14 protein-coding genes and 1 other RNA gene are annotated in these 16,674 nt (G+C 71.1%); 4 read left to right on the top strand and 11 right to left on the bottom strand.

Annotated features, from left to right (window positions below; genetic code table 11):
• Positions 1-23: 23 nt before the first annotated feature.
• The 7 genes from ACXJKQ_RS05590 to ACXJKQ_RS05560 all read right to left on the bottom strand — a co-directional run bounded on the left by ACXJKQ_RS05590 (position 24) and on the right by ACXJKQ_RS05560 (position 4,886).
• Positions 24-530 carry a methyl-accepting chemotaxis protein gene (locus tag ACXJKQ_RS05590; RefSeq protein WP_457104776.1) on the bottom strand — a complete coding sequence of 169 codons (507 nt, stop codon included), beginning with the start codon at positions 528-530 and terminating at the stop codon, positions 24-26.
• A 250-nt stretch (positions 531-780) separates the two neighbouring features.
• Positions 781-1,794: a peptidoglycan -binding protein gene (locus ACXJKQ_RS05585; protein WP_457104775.1), complete on the bottom strand. Its 1,014-nt coding sequence runs from the start codon at positions 1,792-1,794 to the stop codon at positions 781-783.
• Positions 1,794-2,774 (bottom strand): flagellar motor protein MotA, encoded by a 981-nt coding sequence (locus ACXJKQ_RS05580; RefSeq protein WP_457104774.1) that lies wholly within the window; start codon positions 2,772-2,774, stop codon positions 1,794-1,796. Before ACXJKQ_RS05580 ends, ACXJKQ_RS05585 begins: the two co-directional genes overlap by 1 nt.
• Before the next feature lie 206 nt (positions 2,775-2,980).
• Entirely contained in the window at positions 2,981-3,799 is an 819-nt protein-coding gene (locus ACXJKQ_RS05575; protein ID WP_457104773.1) for a TIGR00282 family metallophosphoesterase, read from the bottom strand.
• Positions 3,800-3,802: 3 nt separating this feature from the next.
• A complete protein-coding gene (locus tag ACXJKQ_RS05570) occupies positions 3,803-4,420 on the bottom strand; it encodes a 5-formyltetrahydrofolate cyclo-ligase (RefSeq protein ID WP_457104772.1) in 618 nt (205 codons plus the stop codon).
• Positions 4,410-4,566, bottom strand: a non-coding RNA gene (ssrS, locus tag ACXJKQ_RS05565) — 6S RNA. Before ssrS ends, ACXJKQ_RS05570 begins: the two co-directional genes overlap by 11 nt.
• Before the next feature lie 68 nt (positions 4,567-4,634).
• Positions 4,635-4,886: a hypothetical protein gene (locus tag ACXJKQ_RS05560; protein WP_457104771.1), complete on the bottom strand. Its 252-nt coding sequence runs from the start codon at positions 4,884-4,886 to the stop codon at positions 4,635-4,637.
• Between the two features lie 457 nt (positions 4,887-5,343).
• Between ACXJKQ_RS05560 and ACXJKQ_RS05555 the strand changes: the two genes are divergently transcribed.
• Both ACXJKQ_RS05555 and ACXJKQ_RS05550 read left to right on the top strand, forming a co-directional pair.
• Positions 5,344-7,449 carry a GumC family protein gene (locus ACXJKQ_RS05555; RefSeq protein WP_457104770.1) on the top strand — a complete coding sequence of 702 codons (2,106 nt, stop codon included), beginning with the start codon at positions 5,344-5,346 and terminating at the stop codon, positions 7,447-7,449.
• The gene (locus ACXJKQ_RS05550) at positions 7,446-8,744 is read left to right on the top strand and encodes a VpsF family polysaccharide biosynthesis protein (RefSeq protein ID WP_457104769.1); all 1,299 of its coding nucleotides are present in this window, start codon (positions 7,446-7,448) and stop codon (positions 8,742-8,744) included. The genes ACXJKQ_RS05555 and ACXJKQ_RS05550 overlap by 4 nt, the downstream gene beginning before the upstream one ends.
• Positions 8,745-8,819: 75 nt before the next feature.
• Here the strand turns inward: ACXJKQ_RS05550 and ACXJKQ_RS05545 are convergent, their stop codons facing one another.
• Together ACXJKQ_RS05545 and ACXJKQ_RS05540 are read right to left on the bottom strand one after the other, a co-directional pair.
• Positions 8,820-10,067, bottom strand: coding sequence for a glycoside hydrolase family 5 protein (locus ACXJKQ_RS05545; protein ID WP_457104768.1), 1,248 nt, complete (start codon positions 10,065-10,067; stop codon positions 8,820-8,822).
• Positions 10,061-11,233 carry a DUF1972 domain-containing protein gene (locus tag ACXJKQ_RS05540; protein WP_457104767.1) on the bottom strand — a complete coding sequence of 391 codons (1,173 nt, stop codon included), beginning with the start codon at positions 11,231-11,233 and terminating at the stop codon, positions 10,061-10,063. The genes ACXJKQ_RS05545 and ACXJKQ_RS05540 overlap by 7 nt, the downstream gene beginning before the upstream one ends.
• A gap of 106 nt (positions 11,234-11,339) precedes the next feature.
• Between ACXJKQ_RS05540 and ACXJKQ_RS05535 the strand changes: the two genes are divergently transcribed.
• Positions 11,340-12,605 (top strand): glycosyltransferase family 4 protein, encoded by a 1,266-nt coding sequence (locus ACXJKQ_RS05535; RefSeq protein WP_457104766.1) that lies wholly within the window; start codon positions 11,340-11,342, stop codon positions 12,603-12,605.
• 296 nt (positions 12,606-12,901) lie between these two features.
• On the top strand, positions 12,902-13,900 hold the full coding sequence (locus tag ACXJKQ_RS05530; RefSeq protein ID WP_457104765.1) for a lipid II:glycine glycyltransferase FemX: 999 nt from the start codon (positions 12,902-12,904) through the stop codon (positions 13,898-13,900).
• Positions 13,901-13,943: 43 nt separating this feature from the next.
• Here ACXJKQ_RS05530 and ACXJKQ_RS05525 read toward each other — a convergent pair whose 3' ends face one another.
• Both ACXJKQ_RS05525 and ACXJKQ_RS05520 read right to left on the bottom strand, forming a co-directional pair.
• Positions 13,944-15,281, bottom strand: a complete 1,338-nt coding sequence (locus tag ACXJKQ_RS05525; RefSeq protein WP_457104764.1) for a hypothetical protein — start codon at positions 15,279-15,281, stop codon at positions 13,944-13,946.
• 130 nt (positions 15,282-15,411) lie between these two features.
• Entirely contained in the window at positions 15,412-16,551 is a 1,140-nt protein-coding gene (locus tag ACXJKQ_RS05520) for an aminotransferase class V-fold PLP-dependent enzyme (RefSeq protein WP_457104763.1), read from the bottom strand.
• Positions 16,552-16,674: the final 123 nt, after the last annotated feature.

Below are 16,674 nucleotides of genomic sequence, written 5' to 3'. Positions count from 1 at the left end.
TCGATCGACGGCGCTTCGGCCTCTCAGGCCTCGGTGCCCCGGCGTTGGCCCAGGCCGGTTTCCTGCGCCCGCTCGGTGGCGGCCTGGATCAGACCGACCTGCGCCACGATCGTATCCGTCGCCCGCGCCATCTGACCGGCGAGATCCCTGACCTCCGCGGCGGCCGCCGCGAAGCTCCGTCCCGCACCGCCGTCGCGGGCCGATTCGATCGCGGCCCGGAGAGCCATCAGGCTTGTCTGTCCGGCGATGGATGCCAGAAGCCCCGTGGCCTCGTCAGCAGCCGTCCCTCTCGGAGCCGAATCGGCCGTAATGGTCGCGCTCGTCCGCAGGCGACACAGTCCGTCCTCGAACACCTGCATGGCGGCGGCGATCGCCCTGTCTTCGGTGTGGAGCGGTTCAGCCGCCGGTGATGTCCCCGCACCGCCGCCGGTCGCAGCGCGCCGCGCGGGCGGCGCCCCTGTGCCGGCCGCATCCCGGGTATCGCCGGCACCGTGCGGTGCGGCGTTCATGGACACGTTGAGTTTCGACATCGACGACAGACTCCCCGGATCGCCCGCACCATGCAGCGACAGGGATAACGATACGTTAATTTGGCTTCGCTTCGATTATTCCCAATAAAAAATTCAGACTTCTCAAATATATATACCGTTGCATTCGACAAAAAATATCGTTCCTCTTCTCCAAGTCCGGCCAGATTAATCTTTCAATGCAACAGATACACTTGAAAAATTTCAGGCTCATCACCCCGGGGGCCGACAGCCCCGCCGCAATGGGGCGTCCCTACCGCTCGGTGAGCTTCATCTCGATCCGGCGGTTGCGCGCATAGGCCTCCTCGGTGGTGCCGGCATCGAGGGGCTGGAACTCGCCGAAGGCTCCGGCCAGGAGATGCTGCGGTGGGATGCCCTTGCCGGCGAGGTACTGCACCACCGCGATCGCGCGCGCGGCCGAGAGTGCCCAGTTCGACGGGAATTGCGACGTGCTAATCGGTCGGGCGTCGGTGTGCCCGTCGACCCGAAGAACCCAAGGCAGATCGGCCGGGATCTGCTTGGCGAGGTCGGCGACGGCCCCGGCGATGCGATCGAGTTCGGGACCCGCCTCGGGCTTCAGGATCGCGGAGCCGGCCGGGAACAGAACCTCCGATTGCAGCACGAAGCGGTCGCCGACCACGCGGATATCGGGTCGATTGCCGAGGATCTGGCGCAGGCGGCCGAAGAAATCGGACCGGTAGCGCGCCAGCTCCTGGACCTTCTGGGCCAGGGCGACGTTCAGGCGGCTTCCGAGTTCGGCGATCCGGACCTGGGATTCCCGATCGCGGCTCTCGGACGCCGCGAGGGCCTCCTCCAGGGCGGCGAGCTGACGGCGCATGGCGCTGATCTGCTCGTTCAGCAGGTCGATCTGGGACTGCGCCCGTCGGCTCGCACCGCGCTCGGCCTCCAATTGCTTGTCGAGCGTGCCCGCCGCGCCCTGGCTGACCGTGGCGGCCTCGGCCTGGGTCCTCGCTTGGTCGCGCTCGCTCTCGACGCCGGCGAGCGTGGTGCGCAGGGAGCGCACCTCCTCCTCCTGATTGCGCCGGTTGGTGCGTTCCAGGGCGAGTAGATCGGTGAGGTCGGAGATCTGGCGGTTGAGCTTGGCCAGGGTCTCGTCCCGGCCGGTCAGCTCCTGCGACAGGAAGAACTGCCCGACCACGAACACGGTGAGGAGGAACACCACCGACAGAAGCAGCGTCGCCAGCGCGTCGACATAGCCTGGCCAGACATTGAGCGTGCGGCGGGTGCGCGTCGCGGTCGAGGCCACTACACCCGCTCCCGGCCGAGCCGGTCGAGCACCTGCTTCAGCTCGCGCTCCCGGCTCGCCTGCGCCTCCACCCAGTCGCGGATCATCTGCTGCTCGGCGCGCATGTGCTGGACGAGGCCCTGGATGCCCTCGGCAAGGTTGGTCATGGCCTGGGTCGCCGCGCGGCTGCCGCCGCCCTCGGCCACCAGGGCGGTCAGGCGGTCGACGGCGTCCTTCAGCTCCTGCGTTCCGGCCGCAGGCCGCGCCGTCCCCACGGCGGGCGCCACCTCGGTGGCGGTCGCGCCGGACATCAGCCAGTCCTGCAATTCGTTGTGGAAACGCGCATGGGCCTGCCCGGCCTGCAGCTCCAGGAAGCCGGTGATCAGCGAGGAGGCGAGGCCGAACAGGGAGGCCGAGAACGCGAGCCCGATCCCGGAGAGCGGCACCGCGAGGCCGGATTTCAGCTCGTCGAACATCACGCCGGCATCGCCGCCGCCGCGCATGCCCTTGATCACGCCGCCGACGGCGGACAGCGTGTCGATGAGGCCCCAGAAGGTGCCGAGGAGGCCCAGGAGGATCAGGATGCCGGCGATGTAGCGCAGGATCTCGCGGCCCTCGTCGAGGCGCACCGCGATCGTGTCCAGATAGCCGGTCGTGCCCGCCAGGGTGGTTCCGTCCGCCCGGGCCGCGATCATCGGCACCATGGGCGCGAGCAGGGCCGGCGGCCGCTTGACCGGCGTGCCGCCGGCGACCGCGTTGATGTAGGCGGTCTCGCGGAACAGCCGGACGACCTGCCCGAAGGCGATCAGGACCGCGATCAGCAGCACCCCGAGGATGAGGCCGTTAAGTCCGGGATTGGCCAGGAAGGCCGGGGTGATCTGCCTGAACAGGATGAAGGCCAGGAAGCCCACCAGGATCAGGAAGATGAGCATGCGCCCGAGATAAATCCCGGGTTGTGCCACCGGCCCATTTTTGTCGTCGCCGGTTTCTCGGGCGGCCATCGGTCGCTCTAGCATGATCTCATCGCGCGGCAGCCGGTACGCGGCGCCCGTCGGGGTCACTGTGGGGGCAGGCCCTCACGCGATCAAGTCTCGCGAAGGTCACCCGAGACCTATGCCCACCCGCATCGAGACCGGCTCCGCACAAAAGGCTTAGCCGCGCAGGGCCGACTTACGCCGAACCGGCATCGACTTGGCCGAACCGGCCCCTAATCCCAGAAGTGCGGGACACTCTCTTCGAGATTTGGCCCGAGGCGGAGGGCCGCGACCCGCGTGGCGAGCCCGCGCCCATCCGTTTCCACGGCGATGCCGGACAGGGTGCCTTCGCCGACGGCGACTTCCCAGCGCGAGCCCGGCGTCTTCTGAAGCATCCGGCGGATCGGCTCGTCCTTCTGCATGCCGATCACCGAATCGTAATCGCCGCACATGCCGGCATCCGACATGTAGGCCGTGCCGCCGGGCAGGATCCGGTGGTCCGCGGTGGGGGTGTGGGTGTGCGTCCCGACGACGAGGCTCGCGCGGCCGTCGAGGTAGTGGCCGAAGGCCTGCTTCTCGCTCGTCGCCTCGGCGTGGACGTCGACGATGACGGCGTCGGCCGCCGCCCCCAGGGGGCATGCGGTGAGTTCGCGCTCCACCGCCGTGAACGGATCGTCCATCGGGTCGAGGAAGACGCGGCCCATCACGTTGACCACCAGGACGCGGGCGCCCCCCTGAGTCTCGACGACCGTCGCGCCGCGACCGGGTGTTCCCGGGGGATAGTTCGCCGGGCGCACCAGCCGCGGTTGCCGGGCGATGAACACCAGGGCCTCGCGCTGGTCGAAGCTGTGGTTGCCGAGGGTCACGGCATCGGCCCCGGCCTGAATCAGTTCGTCGCAGATCGTCTCGGAGATGCCGAAACCGCCGGCCGCGTTCTCACCGTTGACGACCACGCAGTCGAGCCGCCAGCGCTCCCGCAGGCGGGGCAGACGCTCGCACACCACGGTGCGGCCCGAACGCCCGACGACGTCGCCGAGAAAAAGCAGCCGCATCGGTCAGGCGGTCCCGTCGCAGCGGATCAAACCGGCCTCGGTGATCACGAACTGGAGGGCACGGTCATGCGGCTCCGCCGGGACGCGTTCGACTTCCTGGGCGGCGAAGCCGATGCCGACGGTCAGGACCGGGCGGGTCCCGGACAGGCGCGTGATCGCGCCGTCATAGTACCCGCGGCCGTAGCCGATGCGCTGTCCGGAGCGGTCGAAGGCGGCGAGCGGCACGATCAGGGCGTCGGGTTCGACGGGCGGCAGAGACGGATCCGGCTCGCTGAGGCCGAACCGGCCGGCCACCAGCGCATCCCCGGCGCGCCAGGGGCGAAACACCAAGCCCTCCGGCGTGACGTGGGGCAGCGCCACGGCCTGACCGCGGGCGCGCAGGCCCTCGGCGGCGGGACGCGAATCGACCTCGCTGCGGATCGGCCAGAAGGCCCCGATCAGGCGTGCCTGGGCGAGTTGGGGCAGTGCGAGAAGGGTGCGCGCGATCGCCGCCGAAGCCGCGGCCCGGGCCTCGGGATCGAGGGCATCGCGGGCGGCGAGCGCCGCACGCCGCAGCTCGGCCTTGCGGGCCATGCCCTGCGCTTCGGAGCCGGTGCTGGGAGAAGACGAGTGCGGAGCCACGTGAGCCGTTGGAGGATCGATCCCGGGAAACCTACAGCGTAGGTGGGCGCCGTGTTGGCCAAGTCCAGGGACGAGGCCAGGGACAGCTCCCGAGGGAGTCGATAAGGCCCCGGGGATAGTGCTCCTGACGAACTCTGCAGCCCCGCCGCCATCATGTAGCGGTCCGGCCGCGATCCCGCCAGGGCCATGCGCACCAAAAACGCGAATCGCCGCGTCAGCCCCGTCTGCGCGCCGTCTCGATCACGGCCGCCCTGGCGCGGACCAGGGCGAGGATCTCGGTCCGGCTTTCCTCATCGGCAATCGATTGCCACAGGCTGATCAGCTCGCTGAGCTCGGCGAGCGGGCGTGGCGCCGGCGCGCCGAAGAAGGCCGCGACCGGGACACCGGTTGCGGCCGCGATCCCTTTCAGACGGGCCGGGACGGCACCTTGCCCGTCGATCCGATCTTTGAGGTCGATCGCTTCCATGACTACAGCTTCCACCCGAAACACAGGCTGTCCGGCGAACAATTATTAGAGCTTAGAAACGCGAATTCAATTTATCCAATCGGAGAATAACGCATATCGGCCTTGTTATCCACGCCGATGGCATCGCGCAGGGACGGGTTCCAGGATCGGCGACGCCGTCGCCCGTGCGCGGCCCGCGCCGCCTCCCCGGGCCGATGGCGATGCGAGGCCGAGACTGCTGCGGCCACTGCGCGCATCCGCTCTCCCGGCGGATCGTTTACCACGCGCCCAGTCCGCCAGGATGCCGTGGCGCGGATCGCGGTCTCGATGGATTGTCAGCAGGCTGCGCGAGTGTTGCACGTGAGGCTTGCCCGCGAGTCTTGCCCGCGAGTCTTGCGCGCGAGTCTTGCGCGCGAGTTTTGCAGTAGAGAAGGCACCCGCGAGGGACCGACCTGAATCGAGACGTTGGTGACCGATCGTGGCACAGATCGACCATAACATCGCTGTCGCAACCTGGCTCGCCCCGGTGCCGCCGGCGCATCCTGAGCGCCCCGGCCCGAACCGGCCGGACACGACGGCCGAGCTGGGCGACCTGTGGCGCATCCTGTGGCGGCGCAAGGGACTGGTCTTCGGAACGGCGCTCCTGCTGGGTCTCGCGGTTCTGGCTTACGCCCTGGTCACGCCGTCTCTCTACACGGCGTCAGCGCAGCTTCTGATCGATCCACGCGACCGACAGGTCATCTCGAACGACGTCAATCCCGGGGCGCTCTCGCCGGACGGCGGCATCGCGCAGGTCGAGAGCCAGGTGAAGGTGATCGAGTCGGATGCGGTCCTGGGTCGCGCGGTCGCACAGGCCGGGCTCGAAACCGTACCGGGCTTCGGCGTGCCGCGGGAGAGCCGCATCGCGCAGACCCTCGCCGCCCTGCGAAGCCTCGTGACCGGGCCGAAGCCCGAGCGGCACGACGACGCCCGCGGCCGCGCCCTCGACCAGCTGCGCCGCAGGCTCGCGGTCAAGCGGGCCGACAAGGTCTTCGTGATCGATCTCGTCGTCACCACGGAGGACCCAGATCTCTCGGCGCGGATCGTGAATGCCATCGCGAACGCCTATCTGGCCGACCAGACAGAAGCCCGCTCCGACGCCGCCAAGCGTGCCGCAGGCGACCTGCGGGGCCGCCTCGACGAGCTGCGCAAGGCCGTCAACACCGCCGACAAGAAGCTCGAGGACTACAAGGCCCGTAACGGCCTGATCGCCGCGAGCGGCCGGCTCGTGAACGAGCAGCAGTTGACGGACCTCAACGCGCGGCTCGTGGCGGCGCGGGCGCGGACCGCGGAGGCCAAGGCGCGCCTGCAGGGGATCAAGGATGCGCGGGGCCAGGCGATCGGATCCGGGGCCATGCCGGAGGCGGTCCAGTCCTCGGCGATCGACCGCCTGCGCGGCCAGTACGCCGAACTCGCCGCCAAGGAGGCCGACCTGCGCACCAATCTCGGCGAACGCCACCCGTTCATCGCCGCCGTGCGCACGCAGATGCAGGACGTCCGCCGCCTGATCGACGCCGAGCTGAACCGGATCGCGGGCGCCGCCGAGACCGAGTTCCAGCGTGCCCAATCCAACGAGCGGACCCTCGCGGCGGAGCTGGAGCGCCTCCAGCGGCAATCGGCAGTGAACGCCCAGTCGTCCGTGCAGCAGCGCGAGCTGGAACGGGAGGTCGAGGCGGCCCGCTCCGTCTACAACGCCTTCCTGGTCCGCGCCCGGGAGATGAAGGAGCAGACCAGCATCGACAGCTCGAACGCACGGATCATCACCACGGCGCGGCCACCGCAGGATCCGAGCTGGCCGCCGCGGCTGATCCTGGTCGCCGCCGCCCTGGTGGGCGGCCTCGGCCTCGGTGCCGGCCTCGCGCTGACCCGGGAATACCTCGCGCCGACCGTGCTGTCGTCCCGCCAGCTGGAGCGGCTGTCGAACGCCCCGGTGGTCGCGGTGCTGCCCGGCCTGCGTGCGCGGGGTCCGAGCGCGGCGGCGGCGAGCTTCACCCTCGACCACCTTGCCGCGACCTCCGGCAGCCGCGGCCGCTCCCTGGCGCTGCTCGTGACCTCGGGCGAGTCGGACGAGGCGGAGCGCCGGGCGGTGATCGCGCTCCTCGCCGCGGTGGCGGTCGGGCGCGGCGATCGGGTCCTGCGCGTCGACGCGGACCTGCGCGCCGACGGCTCCGGCACCGGCGGCCTGCTCGACGTGCTGCGCGGCGAGCAGAGCCTCAACGCGGTGACCCAGACCGACCCGGCCTCCGGCGTCCGTCGGATCGGGCTCGGCGACACCCAGAAGCCCATGCGCGACGCCCTGACACCGGCCAACATCGAGCGCTTCATCGCCGGCGTGAAGGGACGGTTCGAGCTCGTGATCGTGGATGGCGGCGTCCTGACCGAGAACCTCCGGCTCGGCCCCCTGGCGGCCGCGGCCGATGGGCTGCTGCTGGTCGCCTGCAACGGCGCCACGCGCCAGCGCGACCTGATCGACCTCGTCGACACCTCGGAGGCCCTCGGCCGGCCGATCTCCGGCTCCCTGCTCCTGACGCGGCGGCGCGCGTGAGGAGCCCGGGGCAGACCGCCTTCGCGCGACGCCCCGATCGGGCGACGCGGACGGGTCCGGTCCTGCGCGCGCTCCTGGCGGCGGAGGCGATGGCGCTGCCCGTCTGGGCGCTGCTCCTCGTCGGGGTCTCGGGCGGCCTCCTGTGGGCGCTGGGCCTCAACTACGAAGGGATCACGGGCTCGGCAGCCTCCAAGATCCACCCGGCGACCTATCTGGCGGTGATCCTGCTCGGGTGGACGCTGCTGCGGGCGGGCAATCCCGTGATCCCGGTGGCGGGGGCGCTGAATCGACGCCCGGCCAGCGTGTTGCTGGCCGCCTGCGGCGTCCTGCTCCTCGTGCTCATCGCCGCCCGGGGCGGTGCCGGGCTCGCCGGCTCGATCGACACCTTCGTCCTGGCCGGGCTCGTGCCGATCCTCCTCATGGACCGGGACGCCGCGACGCTCGGGCGGCTCGAGACCGTGTTCCACCTCGTGATGGTCGCCAACGCCCTGCTCGGCCTGTTCGAACTCGCGAGCGGCCAGCGCTTCTTCCCGTACCGGTTCGACGGCATGGCGTTCGAGTCCGACACCCGCTCGGCGGCGCTCCAGGGGCACCCGCTCGCCAACGCCACCATGACGGCGTGCTACATTCTCGCCCTCGCCACGGGCGGCAGCCGCCTGGGGCCGATGGCGCGCGCCGGGACGATCGCCCTGCAGCTCGTCGCCCTGGTCACGTTCGGCGGCCGTTCGGCCACCGTCACGACGCTGGTCCTCGGGGGCGGCGTCGGTCTCGTGGCCCTGAACCGCACCCTGCGCACCGGCCGCGTACCGCTCGCGGCGGCGGCCTGCGCCTGCTTCGCCCTGACCCTGGTGCCGGCGCTGATCGCCGTCCTGGCTGGCGCAGGCTTCTTCGACACGCTGCTGGACCGATTCGTCTCGGACGGCGGCAGCGCCCAAGCCCGGGTCGACATGCTCGCAGTGTTTGACGCGATCCCGTTCCGGCAGCTCCTGCTCGCCCCCGATATCCTGCAGGTGAACACGCTGCGCCGGATCTACGGCCTGGAATGGGGCATCGAGAATTCGATCATCTCTGCCGTGCTCTACCACGGCATCCTGGTGACCGCTGTCCTGGTGATCGCCGTGACCCTCTTCCTCGCGGAGGTCGCACGCGGCTGTCGGCGCGGCGTCTGGCTGCCGATTCTGGCCTTCGCGATCCTCGTGAACACCTTCGAGGGCCTGGCCGGCAAGACCACGCTGCTCGCCAAGTTCGCCCTGATGCTCGTCCTCCTGTTCCCGCCCCTCCCTGGGCGCCGCTGAGCGTATCCGGGGCCGTTCCGGATCGACGCGCGGGGTCCCGGCGGAGCCGCGATCCCTGCGACGGACGAGCCCGCGCTAGGACCGAGACCGCAGGCCGAGCGCCGCGACCATGGCCGGATCGATCTGATGCGCGTCGTCCATGAGACCGAGACCGTCGAACAGGTTCCAGAACGACCACGCGAACCGGTTCGCCTCGGCCGCCAGCCGCACGTCCCGGATGTAGGCGGCCCGGTTGGGCGGGCGGGACGCCGTGAAGCGGGCATCGGTGCGCAGGGCGCCGAACTCGCCCATCAGGACCTGCCCCGGCGGGATCGCGTAGAGGTCCGCCCAGGTCGCCACCGGCGCCATCGCGTCGGCGATGTAGGCGGGGCCGGGCGCGGCCTCGAAATATTCCCGCAGCTTCCCTTCGATGACGGCGCGGTCGCTCCCCTTCTGGGCCTGCGGGATCGTGCGGTCGGCGTCCATGCGGGCCTGCACCGCGGCGAGCGTTTCCCGGAGGCTGCCCCGCGATGCGGGCCAGGGGACCGCGTTGAGCCACCGGTAGAACGGTTCCTCGGTGAGCCAGGTCGCGCCCTGGTGGGAGAACAGGTACGGCTCGTAGAAATGGAAGGTGTAGAGCAGGGGCGCGAACCGTGCGAGCGCGGCCGGATCGAGGGCCGTCAGGCCGGCAACGAGGCTTCCGCAGGCGCCCGTCGCCACCAGCGTCAGCGCCGGTGCGGCCGCCCGCGCGGCCGTTAAGAGTCCCTCTTGGACCCGGCGCCACGCGAGGGCACCGCAGCCCTGCGGGGGCTCGTTCACCGGCTCCAGGGCCACGCGGTCCGTGCCCTTCCGGGCGCAGAGGCGCGCGAGGTCGCCGACCAGAAGGCGATAGACCGGGAACAGCGGAGCCGTGTCGGAGCCGTAGAACGCGTCCGGCGTGTAGTGGTGGGTCGCGGCGTTCGCCTGGACGTTGACGAGGACCCGCAGCCCGGCCCCGAGCGCCGCATCGATCGCGGCCGACAGGTCGCCGAGGAGTTCGGCGCGCCGGGCGCCCGTGAACGCCACGAACGGCCCCGGATCGAGCGGCAGCCGAACGAAGTCCAGGCCGAGATCGGCGAGCCGGCGCAGGTCCGCGGCGGTGGGCACGGGTCGGTCGGCCTGGAAGGGCGGCCATGCGTAGTCGGTGCGCGGGGCCGGGAACTCGGTGGTGAGCGAAAACCACGGCCAGAGGGCGATGCCCCGGCGCAGGGCGAGCGGTGCGGGCGCGGCGCGAGCGGGGCACGTTGCGGCGCCGGCCACGGCGAGCGTCCCGGCCAGCACGGCCCGCCGGCTCGCCTCTACCATGCCGGACCAGCCGTGGCGCCGGCGGGAGCGTCGGCCCGGGTCGCCGGCATCGGCGGGTAGCCGCCAACCTGCCGCAGCGCCTGCTCGTAGGCGGCCAGGACGTCGTCCCAGCGGAACCGCTCGGCGCGCCGCCGCGCCGCCGCGCGGGCTCCGGCGACCGCGGCCTCGTCGGCGAGCACCTGCTCGATCGCCGCGGCGCAGCCGTCCGGATCCGAGAAATAGAACTGCCCGTCGCCGGCTGTGCCGCGGTTGAACGGGTTGTCGTGCGCGATGACGGCGTTGCCGGCCCACAGCGCCTCGACCAGCGACGGATTGGTGCCACCCACCGTGTGGCCGTGCAGGTAGGCGCGCGCGTGAAACCGCAGGGCTTGCACCTGCTCGGGCTCGTAGATGGCCCCGGGGAACAGCACTTCGGGCGAGGCGGCCGCCTCGACGGCGCGGTGATACGGATTGCCGACCTTCAGCGTGCCGAGCACCACCAGCCGCACGCCTCTGTGCCGGCGCGAGAACGCCTCGACGAGGGTCAGGATGTTGTTGTCCGGCTCGATGCGGGCGATCGAGACGAGATAGCGGTCGGGGACGAGACCCAGCGGCGGCGGTCCGAGTTCCGCGGGCGGGGGATCGCCGCCATAGGGGATCGTCGTGATGGCGCTGCGCGGGCGCCGCCGGGCGAGGTGGTCGGCGATGGCCGGATGGTCGGCGACGAGCCGCTGCGAGGACCCCGCGGCGATCCACTCGCTCGCGTAGAAGAACGCCCGGACGGGCCATGACCATTTCGGACGGCGCCACTCGATCCCGTCCATGTTGGTCAGGATCCGGCCTCCGCGGGCTCGCAGATAGGGCAGGAACGCCGCGCCGTTGTAGCCGAGCACGAGGCAAACGCCGCCGCGGGTCGCGGCATCGCGGACGCAGACGGCGTCGAAGGCGAGGGTCGCGAGGGGACCCCGCAGGCCGACCTCCACGGTGATCAGGTCGATGCCGTTCCAGCGGCGGCGCGACACCCGCTCGCGCACCGTCTCGACCTCGCGCTGGCAGTAGACCCCGACGCGCCATCCGCGGCCGGTCAAGTGAAGCGCGAGACGTTCGGCGAAAGTCTCGAAGCCGCCATGGGCGGCCGGGATCCCGCGCGTGCCAAGAATAAGTAGTTCCGGTGCGCGGTCAGGCATGGAGCTTCCTTTCCGACTTGAAGCCCCTATTGTAAAGTCCAAGCATACGAGCCCAGCCGCCGGCAATTACAACCGCTGGTTGTTGTTTTAAGTAAGTAATCATCTTATGGTACATGGTCCGATACTTGGGACGTCGCGCGTCGCCGATGGCGGGCGAGACCTCGGGGGCGCGCCGCCGGTCATCGCCGAGGGCGGGCGGCAGTTGCGCATCACCTGCGTCCACCAGGGGTTCGAACTTTACGGCTCCGACCGGTGCTTCATCGAGACCGTCCGCACCATCCGGGCGGTCCATCCGACGGCGCGGATCGACGTGGTCCTGCCGCAGGACGGTCCCATCGTGGCCGCGCTGCGTCCCTTCGCCAGCGCCATCGTCATCACGCCGCTCTGGATCCTGAGGCGGAAAAATCTCTGGCGCCTCGCGACCCTGGGCCTGTTGACCCTGCCCGTCGCGGTGCTCCGTGCGCTGCGCCGCATCCGCGCGAGCGACCTGGTCTACATCAACACCACCGTTGTGGCCGACCACCTGCTGGCCGCGCGGCTGGCGCCGGGTCGAAGCATCGTCCACGTCCACGAGATTCCGGAAGGCGCCGTCCTGACGGTGCTCCGCGGGCTGATCCGCTGGAGCGGCGCCAACGTCGTGTTCAACTCGCGCGCCACGGAGCAGGCCTATGCCCTGCCCGAGGGGACGACCGCCCGGGTCGTCTATAACGGCATCGCCGGACCGGCCGGACCGAACCCGGGGGGCTACGACGGGTCTCGCCCGCTCCGGGTGCTGATGCTCGGGCGGATCAGCCGGATCAAGGGACAGGACGTTCTGGTGGAAGCGATGGCCTCCCTGCCGGAGCCTGTGCGCCGGCGGATCGCCCTGCGCATCGTCGGCAGCGCCTTCGAGGACGATGCCCGGGAGCAGGCCCTGCGGGAGCGGATCGGCGAAGCCGGTCTCGCCGATCAGGTGAGTCTCGAGCCCTTCGTGGCCGATCCGGCACCGCTCTATCGCTGGGCGGATGTGGTGACGATGCCGTCGCAGCGCCCGGAATCCCTCGGTCGCGTGGCGATCGAGGCCATGTCTTACGGGGTGCCGCCCCTCGTCACGGCGATCGGCGGCCTGCCTGAGGTGGTGGAATCCGGCAAGACCGGCTGGATCGTTCCCCCGGGTGGCCCGGAGCCGATCGCGGCGGTCCTGGCGGGTCTGGTCGCGGATCCGGCGGGCTGGCGCGGCTTCGGTCGGGCGGCGCGGATGCGCTACGAGACCCAGTTCTCGGAGGCCTCGGCGGCGGAGGGCATCGACGCCATGGTGCGCACGACGCTGCGTCGCCCGCGGGCGACCGACCCGACGCGCGGGGCGGAGATCCCGGCGCGTCCGGCCGCATAGCGACGAACGGCGCGGGACCGGGCTCGGCCGCGGTCATCATCGGCCGCGGCGAAGTGCAGCGGCACAGGTCCAGGCGACACCCCGCGACCGCTCGGGCCTGCCGATGCGTCGGCCGCCCGCGTCACCGCCGGTGCCCGCTTCGACCGTCGGCGTTGTGCGTCCCGCCGACGGATCAGCGGGCCGGCCTCGGCAGGCCACCTTGTGGACGATCCGGTTAGCCAGGATGCAATGCGGCCGCCCTTGGCCGATGAGGCAGGCAGCGCGGATTACCCTGCCCGGTCAGGACGAGGAACGACATGGCGGCCAAACTCGCAGTCCAGGAGACTGCGGATGTCCTGGACTGGGACCGACGGATCTGGGCTTGCCCGGGTGCTAACATCTACTGCAGCAGTCCCTGGGGTACCTACAAGGCCCGGCGCGGCCTGGAGGTGCGGCGCGCGGTCGTCACGGGGGACGGTGAGGACCTCGCCTTCGTCCAGTGGCAGACCCGCCGCAAGGGACCGGCCCGGTTCGTCCACGTCCAAGGCGGACCGCTGCTGACCGATGCCGGAACACGGCGTGCGGAGGCGGTGTTCGCCGCATTCATCGACCATCTGGCCCTCGGCCGCTTCGACGTCTTGGCCGTCGACTATGAGCAGTTCGAGAGCCGGGACGCGACGCTGGCGCTGCTGATGCACGGCTTCACGCCGATGATCGGGGCGCCTGACCACACCCTCGAACTCGACCTGACCCAGGACCTCGACGCCATCCAGGCGGCGATGGAGCAGCGCTGGCGCAAGGCCCTGCGCAAGGCCGAGCGCAACACCGACGTGACCACGCATTTCCTGACGGACCGGGCCGAACGGCTGGCGGCCTTCGACGATTTCACCGCGATGTTCGCGGCCCTGCGCGAGCGCAAAGGCTTCGCCACCACGCTGCAGCCGCAAGCCTATCGGGACATCGCGGCCGAGGACGAGCATCTCCTGTTCCTCGACATTCGCGAGAAGGGACAGCGCATCCTCGTGCGGATCGCGCACCTGTCGGACACCCGCTGCACCGATTTCTACACAGCCTCCAACGAGCGCGCCCGCGCCACCGGCGCCGCGACCCTCGCGGTCTGGCGCTTCGTCGAGCGGGCCAAGGCGGAGGGCTGCCGGACCTTCGATTTCGGCGGCATCGACCCGGCGTCGAACCGCCCCGTCTTCGACTTCAAACGCGGGCTGTGCAGCCACGTCGTCCAGCACAATCCCCTCTGGATCTACAGCCGGTCGCCCGCGGTCCGGAAGCTGGCACCGCTGCTGCTCGCGCTCCGCTGAGGGCGGCGTCCGGTGCGCGGGACGAGCGCGCGACCGGGTTCCGTCACAGGGCACCGATCACGGGCGCCGGCCGTGAACGCCGCGCGAGCCCCTGGAAGGCCGAGACCGACCAGACCAGCGTGGCCACCTCCGAGGCGAGGAGGCCGATGAGCGCAGTGGCGGGGGGCAGCAACAGGAGCGCGGGCACCATCACGGCCATGCCCAGCACCGCACTCGCCACAGCGCCCGCGGTGATGGTCCGGAACGCCGCCGAGGCCTCGAGATAGGCCCGCGGGATCGCGTAGAGGAGCGAGACGGTCACCACCGCCCACACGCCGAGCCCGATCCAGCCCATCGGCTGGTCGGCGAACCGCCCCTTGAACAGGATGTCCTCGATCAGCGGCAAGGCGGCCGCCATCAGAACCCCGTAGACGAGACAGCCGCAGCCGAGCAGGGTTCCGTTGCGGATGACGAGACGGCGGGCGGCTTCGCGCTGACCGGCCGCGAGCAGGCGGCTGATCTCCGGCAGGACCATGTTCAGCAGCGCGCTCGCCGGTATCCGCAGCGGGGCGTAGAGCACGATGGTGGCGGCGATCGGCGCGTAGGCGGCGGGTCCGGCCAGGAGCGCCAGCAACAGGGTCAGGCCCTGGCCCTGCACGGTCAGACTGGTGACGCCGGCGAGCGACCAGGCCAGGGTGCGCCAGATCGCCCGGTAGCGCGCCCGCGACCGCGCATGGAGGGAAAATCGAACCCGCTCTCGAAGCGCCGCATAGGCCACCGCGATCGCCACCGCATGCGCGAGGGCGATGGCCGCGAAGGCCCGATCCAGGAGGGCCGTCCCCTGCCCGTTCAACCACCGCGCGACGAGCAGGCCGCCGCAGACCGCGTAGACCATGTCGCTGAGGCCGGCGATCCGGGGGCGGCCGCGGGCGAGGAGCATGATCCGCAGATAGCTGCGGAAGGCGTAGAGGCCGACGAAGGCCCCGGCCACAAGCGCGCCGAAGCCGATCACCGGGGCCAGGGCCACGCCGACGCCGGCCGCCATGACACCCGAGACCAGAACCGCGCCCGAGCCGAACATCACGTCGTAGCCGCGGGCCGCCGGTCGCCCCAGGCTCCGGGCGACGTGGATCGTCGCTGGGACCGTCACGAGCGCGCGGATGTAGGTGATGCCGACCGCTCCGACCGCGAAGACGATGGCGAACAATCCGTAATCGTGCGCGTCGAGTTCGCGCACCAGCAGGATGTTGAGGAGGAAGTGGAACAGGCTCTGGATCAGCTCGCCCGACAGGATCACGGCGAAGCGACCTGAAAGGGCGGCGCGCATCAGATCGGGCAGCCGGAAGCGGACGGCGCCCGGGACCCGGGGCGTCTCACCGGGACGCGGCATCGTGCTTGGCATGCTGGGGCGGATGATCTCCGGGCGAACGCGCGACCGGCGCGTCGGCTCCCCCATGTAGTCCCGACAATCGGCGCARCATCCGCATTCCTCCGGTCCGAGCCATATTTTGGAGGTGCGTCTCCGCTCCGTCTCAGGCGAGTCCCGGGAGTGCGGTGCGCAGTGCGGCAATGCAGCGCGCGAGGTCGTCCTCGTGCGCCCAGACATGGGGACTGATGCGCAGAGCACCCGAGCGTTCGCTGACGAAGATCTTGTCCCGGCGCAGACGATCGGCGAGGCCGGCCGGAAGTCCCGCGGGGGGCCGCAACCCGAGGATGTGCGGTGCGCGCAGGCAAGGCGGCGCCGGCGTCAGTCCGAGGGCGGCGCCCCCCTCCGCCAAACGGTCGGTCAGCCCGCGCAGCCGGGCCGCGACCGCCGCAACGCCCCATTCCTCGATCTGCTCCAGCCCGGTCGCCGCCATGCGCAGCGCCACCGGGTCGTTGACTTCGCCCCGGTCGTAGCGGCGCGCGCCCGCGGCGGGAGGCCGGTTTCCGATATTGTCCTCGACCGGCACACCGAGCTGACGGTGCGGGGCGGCGTACAGGAAGGCGAGACCGTAGGGTCCGAGCGCCCATTTGTAGGTCGGGAAGGCCAGAAAGTCGGGGCGCCATCGGGCGACGCTGACCGGAACGGCGCCGACAGCCTGGGTGGCGTCGATCACCAGGGCCGCGCCCGCGGCGTGGACCGCCGGCGCCAGACGATCGAGGTCGATCAGGCCGCCATCGGTCCAGTGCAGCGGCGTGAGGGTGGCGAGGGCGAGCGGCGCCGCACCCGGCCGCGTGATCGCGGCCGCGACGGCGGCGGTCCAGTCTCCGTCCGGCGGACGCGGGACCTCCTCCACAATGAGGCCGGTGCGCTCGGCGAGCCGGTCGAACGCGAAGCGGAGGGACGGGAACTCGTCGGCGACGCGCAGCAGGCGGCCCCCCGGCCTCGGGGCGAGGTTGAGGGCGGCCACCGCCATGGCGTGGCTGACCGCGCCGACGATCGCGACATCGTCCGCGTCAGCCTCGATCAGCCGGGCGGCCGCGCCGCGCGCCCGCTCGGCCCAGACCGGGATCGCCTCCCGGGGATGGTCCCAGGGGCGGCTCTTGGTCAGGATGCCGGCCTCGCCCGCAGCGCGCACGGCCCGCGGCAGCGGCGCCCACGCGGCGGCATCGAGGTAGCAGACATCGTCGGGCACCTCGAAGAGATGACGCTGGCACGGGAGGGCTGCGGTGGATTCGGTAAGCGCCATGGCGGGCGGGAGCCTAGAGGATCGCGCGCACCGCGGCCACGGCGTGGGCTTGATCGCGCGGCGCCGATGCCGCAAGCCGACGCGTCCCAGCCCGCGAGGCCGCCCGTGCCGACCCGCCCGCAC

Source organism: Methylobacterium sp. P5_C11, assembly GCF_054049775.1.
The sequence above is the reverse complement of the archived record's forward strand: the minus strand, read 5'-3'. Positions and strand labels throughout refer to the sequence as shown.